General features: G+C 43.3%; 10 protein-coding genes. 3 read left to right on the forward strand and 7 right to left on the reverse strand.

Annotated elements, in window-relative coordinates; translation table 11 throughout:
• Positions 1 to 281 precede the first annotated feature (281 nt).
• The 3 genes from ACYP5M_RS20555 (at position 282) to ACYP5M_RS20565 (ending at position 3538) form a co-directional block, all read left to right on the forward strand.
• Complete coding sequence (locus ACYP5M_RS20555; RefSeq protein WP_434168663.1) at positions 282 to 1817, forward strand: maltose/glucose-specific PTS transporter subunit IIC; 1536 nt, start codon at positions 282 to 284, stop codon at positions 1815 to 1817.
• Positions 1818 to 1848: 31 nt separating this feature from the next.
• Positions 1849 to 2541, forward strand: a complete 693-nt coding sequence (locus ACYP5M_RS20560) for an N-acetylmannosamine-6-phosphate 2-epimerase (RefSeq protein ID WP_230177422.1) — start codon at positions 1849 to 1851, stop codon at positions 2539 to 2541.
• A gap of 154 nt (positions 2542 to 2695) precedes the next feature.
• Positions 2696 to 3538 carry a MurR/RpiR family transcriptional regulator gene (locus ACYP5M_RS20565; protein WP_434168662.1) on the forward strand — a complete coding sequence of 281 codons (843 nt, stop codon included), beginning with the start codon at positions 2696 to 2698 and terminating at the stop codon, positions 3536 to 3538.
• A gap of 115 nt (positions 3539 to 3653) precedes the next feature.
• Here ACYP5M_RS20565 and ACYP5M_RS20570 read toward each other — a convergent pair whose 3' ends face one another.
• The 7 genes from ACYP5M_RS20570 to ACYP5M_RS20600 form a co-directional block, all read right to left on the reverse strand.
• Positions 3654 to 4103 (reverse strand): YfmQ family protein, encoded by a 450-nt coding sequence (locus tag ACYP5M_RS20570; RefSeq protein ID WP_101224388.1) that lies wholly within the window; start codon positions 4101 to 4103, stop codon positions 3654 to 3656.
• Between the two features lie 1249 nt (positions 4104 to 5352).
• Positions 5353 to 6783 carry a MocR-like pyridoxine biosynthesis transcription factor PdxR gene (gene pdxR, locus ACYP5M_RS20575; RefSeq protein WP_459735463.1) on the reverse strand — a complete coding sequence of 477 codons (1431 nt, stop codon included), beginning with the start codon at positions 6781 to 6783 and terminating at the stop codon, positions 5353 to 5355.
• 196 nt (positions 6784 to 6979) lie between these two features.
• Positions 6980 to 8548 carry a SagB family peptide dehydrogenase gene (locus ACYP5M_RS20580; RefSeq protein WP_459735464.1) on the reverse strand — a complete coding sequence of 523 codons (1569 nt, stop codon included), beginning with the start codon at positions 8546 to 8548 and terminating at the stop codon, positions 6980 to 6982.
• A 23-nt stretch (positions 8549 to 8571) separates the two neighbouring features.
• A complete protein-coding gene (locus tag ACYP5M_RS20585) occupies positions 8572 to 10515 on the reverse strand; it encodes a TOMM precursor leader peptide-binding protein (protein ID WP_434168659.1) in 1944 nt (647 codons plus the stop codon).
• Positions 10512 to 12455 (reverse strand): putative thiazole-containing bacteriocin maturation protein, encoded by a 1944-nt coding sequence (locus ACYP5M_RS20590; protein WP_459735465.1) that lies wholly within the window; start codon positions 12453 to 12455, stop codon positions 10512 to 10514. The genes ACYP5M_RS20585 and ACYP5M_RS20590 overlap by 4 nt, the downstream gene beginning before the upstream one ends.
• A gap of 149 nt (positions 12456 to 12604) precedes the next feature.
• On the reverse strand, positions 12605 to 12868 hold the full coding sequence (locus tag ACYP5M_RS20595) for a heterocycloanthracin/sonorensin family bacteriocin (RefSeq protein ID WP_076372345.1): 264 nt from the start codon (positions 12866 to 12868) through the stop codon (positions 12605 to 12607).
• Positions 12869 to 13320: 452 nt separating this feature from the next.
• The gene (locus ACYP5M_RS20600) at positions 13321 to 15636 is read right to left on the reverse strand and encodes a copper amine oxidase (RefSeq protein ID WP_452445381.1); all 2316 of its coding nucleotides are present in this window, start codon (positions 15634 to 15636) and stop codon (positions 13321 to 13323) included.
• Positions 15637 to 15650: the final 14 nt, after the last annotated feature.

A 15650-nucleotide genomic window follows, 5' to 3' on the forward strand; every position in this document is an offset into this window, starting at 1 on the left:
CACAAAAAAATGTTTTTTTTAAATTAAATTGCACATTTACTCACCAATACACGAATTATAAAAATAAGCAATAAAGATTTCAATATATTCATATAACTTTTTATCCAATCCAGCACCCTCTATTAATGAAAACTTTTTCAGAGAAATAAGCACAAGATTGAAAACAGTTGATATAACCTTGCACCGCATTGAAAACGCTCTCATGTGGATTTAATATAGCTAGTATAGAGCGATAAAAAATAAAGAGTATCAATGGCTCGTTAAATGAGGGAGGAATCATTATGAAGAAAGCTTTTGAGAAAGCACAGCAGTTCGGTAAATCTTTTATGCTCCCGATTGCCGTTTTGCCAGCGGCCGGTTTATTGCTGGGAATTGGCGGTGCTCTTTCCAATCCTAATACAGTTGAAGCCTATCCATTTTTAGACTTTGCTTGGCTACAGGCCATTTTCACGATCATGAGTTCTGCAGGGAGCATCGTATTCGGCAACTTGCCGGTTATTTTTGCAGTAGGTGTTGCAGTAGGATTGGCACGGTCGGATAAAGGTACCGCTGCATTGGCAGCCATGATCGGCTATTTTGTCATGAACAGTTCAATTAATGCACTGCTTCAAATAAACGGGGAACTTGCCAAAGAGAATTTGGCAGGTGCCGGACAAGGAATGGCGGTCGGGATCCAAACACTGGAGACCGGTGTGTTTGGCGGTATCGTAGTAGGTATCGTTGCCGCACTTTTGCACAATAAATATAATAAAATTCAGCTTCCGCAAGTGTTAGGTTTTTTCGGGGGTTCACGTTTCATTCCCATTATCGTTTCCTTCGCGTCCATCTTGGTTGGAGCCGTGCTTTTTATCGTATGGCCTTATTTCCAACTTTTCATAAACCAATTAGGTGCGCTGGTAACGAGCACAGGTACGATCGGGACTTTCTTTTACGGATTCATATTACGGATGCTCGGACCGTTAGGGTTGCACCATATTTTCTACCTTCCCTTCTGGCAAACAGCATTAGGCGGAACGATGGAGATTAAAGGGCAGATTGTCAGCGGGACCCAGAATATCTTCTTTGCGCAATTGGCCGACCCAACTACCGTCAAATATTATGAGGGTGTTTCCCGGTTCATGTCCGGACGGTTCATCACGATGATGTTTGGTTTACCTGGAGCGGCATTGGCCATTTATCATTGCGCTAAACCTAAAAATAAGAAAGTCGTGGCCGGTTTGCTTCTTTCAGCTGCATTGACCTCTTTCTTAACAGGCATCACCGAGCCGCTTGAATTCAGTTTCTTATTTGTCGCACCAATCCTTTATGTTTTTCATGCCTTGTTTGACGGACTTGCCTTCATGATGGCAGATATATTCAATATAACGATCGGTCAAACCTTTTCTGGAGGATTCATTGATTTTACTTTATTCGGGATACTCCAGGGCATCAGTAAAACAAACTGGATTTATGTACTTCTCGTCGGCATTCCGTGGTTTTTCTTATACTACTTCACTTTTAAATTCTTGATCAGGAAGAAGAATTTGAAAGTGGTCGGACGTGAAGATGATGAACAGGCCGCTGTTACACAAGTAACGGCATCAGAAAGAACCCAGACCATTGTTAACGGATTAGGCGGACAGGAAAATATCGATATAGTCGATTGCTGTGCAACCCGTCTGCGTGTCACCGTAAAGGATGAATCATTGGTGAAAGAAGACATCATTAAACAAACCGGTTCAAAAGGTGTCGTAAAAAAAGGAAATGGCATTCAAATAGTTTACGGTCCCCAAGTGACGATCATCAAAAATGAAGTGGAAGAATACTTGGGTCATTGAGAATATAGACAACGATAAGGACGTGTTAAACATGCAACAGGTGCTGGATAAAATTCACAAAGGCTTAATTGTATCATGTCAAGCATTGGAGAATGAGCCGCTGCACAGCTCTTTTATTATGGGACGCATGGCCATTGCTGCCAAAGAAGGCGGTGCGAAGTGCATTCGCGCAAACTCTGTAGCTGACATAATCGAAATCAAGAAAAATGTGGACCTTCCAGTCATAGGGATCATTAAACAGGTTTATGGACAAAACGATGTCTATATCACTCCCACCATGGCCGAAATAGATGCATTGATGGAAACCAAAGCGGAAATCATTGCGACGGATGCTACATCCCGGGTAAGGCCGGACGGTAAAACGCTAAAGCAGTTTTATGGTGAAATAAGAGCAAAATATCCGGATGTTTTACTAATGGCCGATGTATCCACCATCGAGGAAGCCATATACGCTGACGCTTTAGGATTCGATATTGTGGCGCCCACTTTATACGGCTATACGAACGAAACGTTCGGCCAGAAAATATATCAGGATGACTACGCTTTGCTCAAGGAGATAGTAAAAGCAGTGAAAAAAGCGAAAGTGATCGCTGAAGGAAATGTCATAACACCGGAAATCGCCCGCTCTGTATTGGATATGAATGTCCATGCAGTAGTGGTGGGCGGTGCCATTACCAGACCGCAGCAAATCACTAAAAGATTCGTGGACGCTATCCAAGAATAGAAAATGGCACATAGTAATGAAAAGACCCAGACTGACAGCAGTTTGGGTCTTTTTTTCGATTCAAATTGCTGCAAACGTTCCTCCGGTTATTGACGTCCGTACTGGATACATTAAACTATGAATACATATAAGAAATTTTGAAATGGGTGATTCAATGGAATATTTAGCAGAAAACCTCATATATGGCATAGAGTGCAGCATGGACAAGTTCACCAAAACAGAGGAAGAATTGGCCAATTATATTCTGCAGCGCCCTGAAGAAGTAAGTCAGTTAACCATTAGTCAAATAGCTAAAAAGCTTCATATTTCACCTGCAACGATTACGCGTTTCTGCCAAAAATTAGCCTTTTCTGGGTTTAATGAGTTCAGGCATGAGTTAAAAAGGTTCGTGGATCTCCGAAAAACACCGAAAAATATGAAGGACATCAAGCAAGTGGATTATTTCGCTAAACTGTATCAAGATCACTTAGGCATCATAGATAATACCTTTCATATAACCACATATGACGATATCCAGAAAGCGGTATCTTTCCTTACACAGGCAAATAAGATACATGTATATGGAATAGGGAGTTCGGGTTTAGCGGCCCAGGAGTTCAAATCCAAGTTTTTCCGGATTGGCTTATCTGTTGAGGCTATTACAGATCCCCACCAGTCAATGATGGACGCAGCTTTAAGTAACGAGAAAAGTGTTGTCATCGGCATTTCCATTTCCGGAACGACTAAAGAAGTGATTTCAGCAGTTAAAATCGCAAAGAAGCAAGGCTCGCGTATCTTGGTCTTTACTGGAGATAAGAATTCCGAGCTCTCACTGCTTGGCGATCTATCGCTATTGGTCACGAGCAAAAACAGCATGCATATGGGACAAAACATCTCTCCATTGCTTCCGCTACTATTACTTTTTGATTTAATATATACAGAGCTGGTTGCTAAAGATTATAAAAACAGGATAAGCATCAGGGAAAAGACTTTAAAGGTATTAACCGAGAACGACTGACTTTCGGCATCTGAAAGCCATTTTCGTTATTCATCATATAAAAAAACTGCATCTCCAATTGGTTAGATGTTACTGACAATTGGAGTGCAATTCACTTTAATTTTTTATGTTCCTATTAAGCTAAATTCCTTATTACCGGAATGGTACTTTCTTGGAGGCTCTCGGAAAGCAGACTATACGCAACTACTTTCTTCTTGTACTGTTTGACTACATCCACATGGTCGTTGTAACTGTACACAAATAATCTAACATCGTTTTTCCCTCTTTTAGTATCAATGACTATTGGAGTCCCACTGTTCTCTGGATGTAAAAACAATTGCTCGTTCCCGGGGAATATATGATTTTTTTTCAAAAACTTAGCTTCGTTAAAATAATTAATTACTTGAATTTTGTCTTCACCTTCCAAACGTTTTCCATCAAAGGTTATGATTGAATTCGCGTCACTAATTTCTGAATGTATTTTAAATTTACTCATAATCCAATTCACTGCATCGGTTGGAAGACAGGTAACTAATAATTTAAGCAAACTTAAGATAATTGTCAAAATCAATACAGGCAATGTCATATTTGATCATCTCCGCTACATTATTATTTTAAGAGGCGGTCAGTTTTTCTTTGAAGTGACCGTTCTATTAACGTTTCATTTTTTTTTAGGTATCTATCAGATTCTTTTTGTTCATATTTCCGTAACATTTGTGAACAAATTCACATTTTTTCACAAGCAAATAAAGTATGTCTTACGAATCAAGGCAATATTTCTATGCATTTTGATATACTATTATAATAATCATTCACGCTTTCTTAGGCTGATTTTATTACGAAGTAGATGATACCCACAGTTAATACTAGCGCAAGACCAATATAAATATAACTAAGGTTCAACAAATTCCCTCTCGTTGCTGCAGAATAATTACTATCACTCTTCCCCGTTAATGAAAGGGTGCCAACCAGAGCAACTAAACTAATGGCTACTACTAATATTACACTTATCGTCATGATTCAACGCCTCCAAATATTATTATCCATTACCTTGATCCATTTAAAATCATTCCGATTCCCATCGTAGATCGCAGTGTAACTACATAAAGAGATCGCAAAATTACAGGTAGATCGCTCTTCGTGTTTACTGAGTAAATATATTAGTAAAACCCTTCCCCTCTATAATAAAAGAACAACCATTTTTAGGACCATCCAATCAAGGGAAATTTTCACCATCCACTTTTTGAATACTCTCTAATATCCATACTAAAGCCCCAAAGCGCCACTGAAGAAATCGCTAAGAACCGCGTAATGCAGGAACTCAGGCCTGACTTGTATCCACAAAAAAGACCTTCAACTCCTCGGGTATAGTTACAATTTGAGATGTTGATTTCCACTCCAGGCACTCGCTTTCCGCGGGCGGTCCGGGAGCCTCCTCGGCGCTCGCCTGCGGGGTCTCCCTTCGACGCGCTTTTCCCGCAGGAGTCTCGTACCTTCCGTTCCAATCAACTTTGTTTTAAAATAATGGTTCGAAATGGTCTCATCCTGAACCATTATTTTAAAAAAGACCTGATTATCCTTCATGTTTTTTTACTTTTTATATGGATGGAACCCTCATTAGATTAAAGAAATTTGCGACACTCCTGCCGAATTACTGGCTAGCCGAGACCCCACAGACGCTTCAGTCGAGGAGGCTTGGCAGACAGTCGGCGGAAAGGGAGCGGATTTCTGAAATCAACACTTTTTAATAAAAAAAACTGCAGGCAAACTGAGTTTTCATCAAGTTTGTCTACAGTCTGGATTCATTCTATTTCTATATATATCAAAGCATATGATTATAAACTTTTTACCGCCTCTGCAAACCTTTTGATGCCTTCGTGAATGGAAGCCTCATTTTCCCTTGCAAAAGTAAAGCGTACGTATCCCTCATCTGTACCTAGCGTTGAACCTGGAACATATATGACTCCCCTTTTGATGGATTCCTCCAGTAACTTTATTTCGTTCAATGGCACTTTCAGCTTACACCACAAATGAATTCCGCCATTTGGCGAATAATATTCAACTTTTTTTGGCAGGAATTGTTGAAGACTCGAAACCATTGCATCCCTTCTATTTTCCAGATGCCCCCTTAAGCCGGCAATATGGGCAGGAAAATACTCTGAATCCAAAAAATCGTTTGCTATCCATTGAGTGTATGAGCCATGACCGAAGTCAACCTGCTGCTTAGCATCAGATAGTCTATCTATGACTGGTTTCGGTCCTATAATCCACCCAATTCTTAAACCGGAAGCAACAATTTTTGACAAAGAGCTTATATATAAAACATTTCCGTTGTTGTCCATCGATTTAAGAGTGGAAATTTCTTCCCCGGCAAAGGACGTTAAACTATATGGATCGTCTTCTATGACCGGTATTCCATATTCGGATGAAAGCTCAAGAATCCTTTTACGGCGGTTGATATGAAGGACAGTTCCTGTAGGATTTTGAAATATAGGGTTCAAAAAAATCATCCTGATCCGATGTTTTTTATGGAGTTCCAGTAAGTCCTCTGGGTTGATGCCATCTTTATCAACCGGCAAAGGAAAAGTTCTTAGCCCCGCGGATTGAAAGATGGGAAGGTTGTAACTATATGATGGATCTTCCAATACAACGGCATCCCCTGGCTTTAACAAGCATTGGACCACCAGATGCAGGGCTTGCTGTGCACCAGAAGTAATGAGTATAGAAGATGGATCCGTGTCAATTCTCCTATACTGTTTAACATGATTGGCTATCGTTTCCCTTAAAACCGCATTGCCTTGAGGGTGATCATAACCTAAGCTACCAATGAAGGACCTATTGGAAATGATTTCACGTAAGGATTGGACTGGAAATAAGTCTTCTGAAAGCTCCCCACTAGCTAAGTTAATAAGGTTATGCCCTTCCGTCTCTTTACGTATTTTTTGGGTTACTGGCATATTGGGCAAAAAAGAACCCGCTTCGATATATCTATTCCAACTAGGGATACGTTTTCGGGTAATTCCCCAGATATCCTTGCTGATCATCGTTCCGCTTCCTTTTTTTCGTTCTACCAGACCATTTGCTTCCAATTCATCATAAGCCGCAACAACTGTGCTTCTGTTAACTCCCAATTCACCTGCCAGGAAGCGTTCAGACGGTAACGGCTTATCCAATAAAAATGTTCCATCAGCAATGCCACTCTCGATGTAAGCTGCTATTTGTTTATATAAAGGTTTCTTGGATTTTCTGTCCGTTTTCCATTCCATAAGCTACATCCTTTAAAATGTTTAGTTAAAAGCGTCCTGCATTAATATCTTTCTCTACTTATTCATTCCCAAAAGTGGTAAAACCTTTTTATTCAGTATAATCTTCAGCAGAGATTATTGCACCCTGCCATCCAACAATATAAAAACGAAAGCCTCCATTTCTCAAAATGAAATGGAGGCTTTCGCTTCATCTTCTTCAACTATGCAGACTCCCCTTCAGCCAAGGGCGATTCAGATAGTGTCCGATAGGGATTTGAATCAGGCTCGTTTTCCTTTGCGGACCGTCTATCTTATAAAGTTCATCACACATATTCACATCAAAGCCGAGCAGCGGGTGCCCATTCATTCCGAGGGCTGACGACGCCAGCAGTAATTTCTGAACGAGCATCCCCGCCTCCATTTGCTGGATGCGGTATCCTCTATATCCAAGTTGCGTTTTGGAATGGTCCCGCTCACCAACTACATGTATGCAGATTGGCACTTGCTGAAAATTCATGATATCGAGGGACATTCCGTATTGCAATAGGAGCCGATGATCTCCTGGTTGTATCTGCCGTAATGAATGTGTCGTGCTGTCATAATGGTAGGCACCATCTTGTATGTCTTCCACATTATATAAACAAGCATAGAGGGAAACGCGATTTTCGTTGTTCCCGTTTGTTCCATCCAAGTCATTTCGGTAGGAGAACGAAGCGGTTGCCTCCTGCAGGAGAGCGGCCAGTTGCGATTGACTGACTTTCCCGAGTACAAAGTCCATTTCAGGTGAAAATCGCTTCCGGCAAACTGTTGCCAAGTCATAGGACAACCGCTTCACGATAGGAAGGGCTACAATTTTCCCTTCTGATCCCGCCCCATTCTTTGGATGGATCCGCCGAAATGATTGGGTGGATTCGATCATGGATGCATCATTCATTTTAGTCAGCATCGGAAATTCCCTGATCCTTTGCGACCGAACATAGTGTTCAGGCTGAATTCCCTTCAATTCCAGCAATAATTCCGTCGAGGTGACAGGTCCGCCCTTACTCCTTTCTTCCCTAAATCTCCAAGAAGGCTCTGCCGATAAGGGAATCGCCGCATACGTGCTCTCTTCCTCCTCCGAAAGCCCGAGCAGATGATTGATGGCCCGATCAAGGAATTGGAAGCACACCCCGGCAGCGATTCCAAACCGTTTCGCCACTTCGAGCAACTGTCCAATAAGCACGCCTGCATCAAGACCTTGCAGACGGTATGAAAAGTTATTATATTTGTAGAAGTTTTTCCAAAACATCGTCGATACGAAAACTGTGCCAAAGCAAGCGGACATATCAATGGTTCCACCAAGAGCCTTTGTTACATATGAATCGAAATTCCCTTCCCGCAGCAAAACCAGCCGGTGGTGCGCCGCATCATAATGGTATGCTCCAGCAGGTATTCCCTCAATCTTCAGGTATACGTACAATTCACTTGGATACAAAGCTCCCCCTGATGGCGGGAAACGCCGGAATGACTGCATGAGATCCTCAGATTCCGAGGATCTCGGTACCTGACTGACTTGGGTCAGGCCATAGGCATACCAGAGGAAATGACCGATTTCTTCGAGGTCCTGCTTTGAAGGCCCGCTCTCCCCCTCGAGCGTCAGCGGCACCTCCAATGATAGTGGAAAAACAGGCAAGTCACGGTAAAGCTTATACGTTAGCGGTGCATCATCCCAATCCACTTCCCAATTTGGCGGACTTGCCTTTTCGATATCAAAATGTAAATTGTACAAAAATGCCTCTAGACTCATCCTCCAACCTCCTACGTCACCGCTTATGGAAAAGGATGCGGATGCGGATTGAGCTGTTCGAAATCAAGCGGCCGTTCAGCATATCCAAGTTCCATCGGAACCCTCAGTATTCTCTCAAGGCCCGTTATGCGGGTAAGATGATGGCCGAATGTCATCGGCAGCATCCCCGGGATCAGCACTTTCACGCAATGTAGTCCATTCCGTGCAATTTCCGGTGTCGTCTGATCCACCACAATCACCTCGAGTTGCAATCGGCGAAACTCCTGAAGGATTTCCTGCAAATCTTCCGTCAAGTCCGGACGGTTCACCTTTTCCCCGTATTCTTCAGCGAAAGTTCGCATCGGGCGGTCATCATCCAGCAGAAACTGCAGTCGCTCTTCGGCTTGCGGTAAACCGTAGAGCATGCCATGATCATCCATTTTCCGTACCAGCGAGGAATCATGCAGCATTTTCTCAACCTCATCCTGGTTCTCTTCCAATTTATCGTCAAGTGTCAGCATCATGCCAGCCAACTCGAAGACCGCGCTTTTCACAGCCCGGACCGGGTCGAGATGGGCCCCTGCCGCACAGATGATATTCAATCCTTTTTGTTTCCTGTTTTTCGCCAACGCCCATACGCTCGGTATACCGTGTTCCATCGTCGCATTAAACAAATGGATATCATATCCCGCTGCCGCCCTTGCCCTGTCAATCATCAGTTCCAGTTCTTTGTCATTTGCAGAATAAGGGTCAAGGCGTGTGAGGGGCAGCTGCGCATACCAGGTCAGCAGGAACGAATCACGTTCCACCACTTCCATGATGCCGTAGAAAATGGCCTCCTCCAAACTTCCCCCTAAAGCACAGCCATTGGAAGTTTCATAGACAAATCCATGACCGCAGCCCAAACTGTAATAAGAAAGCAATTCCGGAACCAAGATCGGCCGCTCTTGCAAGAATGAGTGGCCCCACACCCAATCTATCGGGCGGTCAGGATTAAACGGTTGAAACGGGAAATCATGCTGTGCATAATTTTCCTTCGAGTGCACCCCTATTCTGATGGGATCGAGCGCAGAATCTTTCAAGTTGTTGTAACTGTCATGTATGACTGTCCGTTTGCCGCGGGGCTCCATTCCGCAATACCTTTCCAGTCCCTCCAAAATGGCCGTCATCTCACTGACCGCATATGAGAGGGTCCGGCCTGCCGCTCCCTCATCGCCTATGAACAAAGGTAAATTAACACTTACATCGGCAAATGGCGGCACAAGGTCTATCATTTTATTATTCAGGAATCCCATGCGGTGGTCCAAGTAATCCTTGGCCAGCACTTCATTCAGCTCATCCATTGAACGGGTTCGGTAACTGTCGGGACTGATTTTCGGACTTGGCTTCAACGAAATCCTTGCACGCTCCTTCGAGTCATCAGGTAATGTTGAGCAAACCGGACACAATGGATCTGGTAAAAAGGAGTGCCAAGAACCATTCAGCGTTTTCAGGCTGATTAAAGATACATGCCCCTCCGAACGGGCGCGTTCTCCTTTCATCACCTTCCTCACCTCTGCACAAATCATGTGGGCCATTTGTAAAAGGCCAGTGCGGGATGCCACCGGATCACGCTCCATCCCCCCATTTTCCTCAAGCTGCTTGCGGATTCCCCACATTTCTTTTCGATCACGCCCGGCCATGAGATGCCTTTGGTCCGCACACTGTGAACAGCCAGGAACACCCGGGCGCACCAACGGCCCTACCACTCCCTCTCCAAATGATACGAACCCCCGCAGCCATGGAATGCCCGCTTGCCCTATCACCTCTTCCGCCTTTACATGGACAGCGGGATTCCAAGCATCTTGCAGCAGAAGGACCATCGCCGTGGTTTGCGGGATTCCTGCCTCGAAATCGGTTTGGCGATTCACCTGATATTGGCCGGACAGGTCCCCATGAACATGGTCAGCCAACACTCCTTCCCCGACAACCAATACGTCAGTTTTCACCCTGATTCCTCCTCTCGCAAAAACACCCCGACCACTCCTGCCATTTCTTCCTTCAAGAGAGGTTCCAGATTTAATTCGAAAACACAGATTCGCTTACTGTTCTTCTTCAAGACTTGAATGGCGGACTGTACTAGTTCGGAATTCCCTTTCACCCCGCATGAAGGAATCACAAGATTCACCTTTTCTTCCTCAAGAACAGGCGATGCCACTAAACCGGGAGCTGTGAGGCAAACGGTCTGGTTTTGGACTTTCATGACAGCCCTTTGCAACGCGTTCCGTAATGCGATCGTTACATTCAAACCGACAGCCCCGGACCAGCCATCGTTCGTTCCTGCCCAAACTACCGGGAAACCGGACACTTCCTCACCCAAGGCTATGATTGGATCTCCCTGCAGCCGGGTCAGCGCTTGTAAATAATACCTGCAGCGCTCATCTTCCACTTGAGCCAATTGCACCGTCACAAGTTTCTCCTGATTGAACCGCTTATTTAAAAACTCTGTATCCAAACTGCTTTGCAGTCCACGGCAAACACATTCAGCAAATGTTTCCCCTGCTCCGAAACCGATCGATTCCTTTATTTCGTCTGCTCCCTGAAGCGGAGGAAGAGTCGCAACGAGCTGGCTGAGTGTTCGGGATGCATATGCTTCAACTCCTGCAAGACCGGTTTCCCTTCTAACTTCCTCATGCGTCAGATCTGAACGGATGATTTCGGGCAGGAGTTCGGCCGGACCGGACGACAGCGGATCAACAACCTGAACGCGGCATTGAGCCAGCGGCAGCTGTTTTAAATCCCCCTCATCCCAACGATGAAAAATTCCGGATTCCGAGGATGTCAACCGGCTGAAATACATAAATACCTTCCCCGGCTCAACCGGTTCCGAATTCTGTTCAAGCCGCCGTTCAAAATCTTCAATCCATGTTGCAGTCCCTTTTCCCGTCACCCCCGGGTGGGGAATGAACGGGTGCCATTTTCCTTCCAATGTATCCATATCCAACAGATAAAATTGATTGGCTTGTTCTGCTGTCGTAACTCCTGTAGCGTCTTTAAACCATTCAAATACCATTATATTGGCTAACATCGCTCCGGCTGTAGCGGAAAAAGAAGATGATGCCTGATTCTTCTCCAGCTCAGCTTGATGTAAACGGTGCCACGCTGACTCCCAACACCCCTTTGAATCTGGATGGACAAGCGGACCAGCCATGCCTACTTGATTGATGATCCTTGCAGGAAACAGGCTCTTTTCCCCTTGCCTGCAAACCGAATGAAGTTCTCTTAATTCCTCTATTTCACCCTCCTGTGACACATATAATATCGAGTCAAAGGGCCGCACGATCTCCTGCCATTCAATCTCTGTTCCCTTTTCAAGCACGACCTCCTCTATCGCAACCTCGTCGTCCGTCTTACGCGCATGTGCCACGATTTCATTCAATCTTTTTCTATTGGTCTGTACCGTGTCCGTAATGAAGATATGGAATGCAGGCAATCCCGATTCAATCAGTGAGGACACCAATGAAAGGAACAATGGGCCAGAACCTATAGCCAACGCCTTTTTCTTTCGATAAATTTCAAAACGGTGAGCCCCGGAATCGCCGTAACTTTCCAGGAACTCGATTTGCGAAGCATACCTTTCAAGTACTTGATTCCTTAATTGATGGGGACTGTCCTGACTTACATCCCGAACAAACCCATTCCCGTACAGAACCTCGGCAATTTCCATTACCCGGTTCCGGTATGGGCCAGGCAATCCATCCGTCAACTCGCTTAATGTATGGTTCCCGTTGAACATCGGTAATAGCTTTTCAATCCACTGTACGATCGAGCTGCCCTCCATACGGAACGAACTTATGTTATTCCTGAAATACACACCTCTGTTCGGTTCCGGAAGAAAAAACGTGTCCCTTTTCACTTTCAAACGCATAGAAGGGGTCAAATTCACCATTCCGCTCCTCCTAACCCGATGCATTCTAAGTACTGCTATTAGCACAGCACTTCACTTTAATCCTATGTACGACAATTTGTCCCTTATGTCTCATGCTATAAAGAAAAGTCCCTGCACATGCAGGGACTTCCTTTAGAAAACCTGGATACTTAACCCCCGCAACGTCCGCAACGTCCGCCGCAACCGCCGCAGCGTCCGCATCCACCACAGCGACCACACCGACCACAGCGACCGCCGCAACCAAAGCAACCGAAGCATAAGAAACAGCCAAAACAGCCAAAGCAGCCGCCCACACCAATGAATTGCCGGGACGAATCATCCAGATTGTACTGGTTTTGATCCCAAGGAACTGGCTGAGTTACCTGGAAATCATCGACATTCAGATTTTGCAATTGATTTTGAAATTCATACATTTTATATAACCTCCGTTTTTTATTTATAAGATAGTGCTTAGAACAGGAAACCTGAAAGAAATGGTCAGGGAATTTAACACCACGTCAAGTAATCCCTCCAACAAATTATGTCAGGGGAGTGGGTATTGCCACTGATTAAAGCGCCTAATTTCCTTGAATCTCCTTAAAACGGTTCAAGACGGAAATAGGATAATCACTATATTAATTATGTGGCTTGGTACAAATGAAAAAACTCCGAACAAAGCTGTAAGAATCCGGAATTAACTTGGAAAGCCTGGGAGCTTAGCTTATCGACGCGAAATGGGCTCTGGTGCAAGTTATAAACATAGAACATCAATATCCTTTTCATCTATGAATTACGATGCTACTCCAAACAATTAATGTATGAATCCAATCTCGCTTCGGACCAAAAAAAAAGCCCTTGCACTAACTTATACAAGGACTTTATTTAATCACTTTGAATTTTCTTTTGGTAAGTCTAATGTTGGAGTACGATCAAAGAAATTCCACGGTTTTAACATGGCGTGTACCCATTCTGTTGGCATCATTGGCCATTCTTCAGCTCGTGCTACATGAGTTGCACCTGTGGTCATCCATACCACATTATCTGTATTGTCAATGGAACCGTTGTCTGCCGAATATTGTCCTAATCCTGTATCTGTTTTGCTGCGGTTCGGATATTTACCTTCCGGATAACGCTCATCCGGGTCATAATTAGTGACCCACAACTGCTTGTCCATAAAGTTAACTCGCTTAAAAAGCCAGTCATCATCACTAAATAAGGCTCCTTTGGCAATCGGGTGAGTGCCTCCTGCAAAAGGGATGATTTGATAGGAAACAGGATTTCCTACCTTATTCTCCTTATTAAGATTACTGAACAGTCGAATAGTGGAAGAATCAAATTTTTGAATCGACTCTTGCTCCGTCTTTACTGTTTTTTCTTCTGTTACCATAACACTTTTGCGTGGACCGCCCTCTTGATTTTCTTCTACCTTTGGATTAATTTCCATTAGGGAATTACTTTCGCCATCAACATCTAGGTCAAGCCTGAAATTGTAAATGTGCTGGTGAGTGGTTCCGACAATATTATTATCAAGCAAAGTACCATATTTTGTATCCTCTTTTGCAGTTTTGTCATGCATTGTTTTTGATTTAACACCTTTAACTGCTTCAATACCGGATGCTCCTACATCAATATTAATTATTCCATTTTGTGATAACTTCCAATCAAAGATATAATCATAGTTTCCTATTGTACTAACCCAGCGAACCACTAATTCACGGCGTTCACGGCTTTGATTTTCTTCTTTAAATGTCGCAAGGTCGGCATGTTTATATTCTGGCCCCGCATATTGTTCAAATACTGCAATGGCATTTTTAATAACGTAAGGATTGCCCGAGTTATCTGCAATTGTTGCATCTAGCAGCACGGCGTTTTCTGGTACGTCCGCTCCAAGTTCCAGCGGTGCAGTTAATGTGCCCATTCCATATTCACCAGCATCCAAATAGGACTTGAAGTACCAGCCAACGTCAGGATCTCCGTAAGGAACTATCATCCCACCCAGTGATCCTTCATACATGATTTTTCTTTTTTTCCCATGGTCATCATAAGTAACGGTTGATAACACAGGTCCTACCCGAGTATCCAATCGCAAATGGAAATCCCAGTTTTGCCAGCTAATCGTATTTCCTTTTATTTCATAGTTCTTGCCTTCTGGCTCGGTAATATTAAGCGGTTTTACATCGGATTTCTTCTCATAATCTCTACCATCATATGCGTTTAATTGCATCGGGATTGGAATGACACCATCATCTTCTACTTTAATAACCGCTTTCTTTTCAAGATCTACAACTGCGACCAAATTTTCAATTGGATGCGCCCAAAAATTCCCATCACCTGTATCCAAATAAGATACTATTTTCAATAGACGCTTATCATGCTCCAATTTATCTTCACCATCGAAATAACCTACTGTCAAAGGGGTCGCAACGACCTTTTTAGGGTCATCTATCCCCCGCTTTTTTAGCGCTTTTGCATAGTCTTCACTTGCTTCAATGGCTCCTTGAACAGTAGCAAAATCATCCATAATTACCATGCCCTGAACGCCGTCCATTTCATTCCATGAAACTAGTTTTTTTGATGATATATTCACTTCACCCTCAATAACTTGTTTGCCATTCAATGCAATGAACTCTGCTTTTCTTGTAAATGCGTTGTCTTTTTTCTCTTTATCGTACTCCCACTCCCACACTTTCTTTTTTTCGGGAAGCTTCAGTGTAATTTCTGTAAAACGAAGAGTATCTTTATATTTCCCTGCCTTTTTGATTACATTAACGACTGCTTTAATTTCTTTAGGAGTTAAAGGATCTAAAGGATGATAAGCTTCCTTTATTTTAGCTGTTTGCTTGATTTCAGGGAGAACTTCATTCACAAAATGATCCGTTACGTAGATTTTCTCATCTTTTTCTATTACGTTTGATTCGAGTGTAATCGCTTTTCCATTAATATACGCTTTATCAGAATCAGGTATTATTTTTATGACCGTATCATCTTTTTCGATGGTGATTTTTTTTGTGAAAAAACTCCAAAAATCAGATTTAACAGTTGCACCAGTACCTTCTAAAGCTGTTTCTAGCTTAATTAATTCCACTTCACCGCCATGAGCAGAAGCATTGTGATTATGAATTAGTGAATAAGGAGAGAATATGAAAGTTAGTGCAGTCATTACAATAATTGCTGCTTTGAAAGTTCTTTGCATTGTTTTCATAGAATGTTTCCTTT

The sequence above is a fragment of the Peribacillus sp. N1 genome (genome assembly GCF_054600815.1).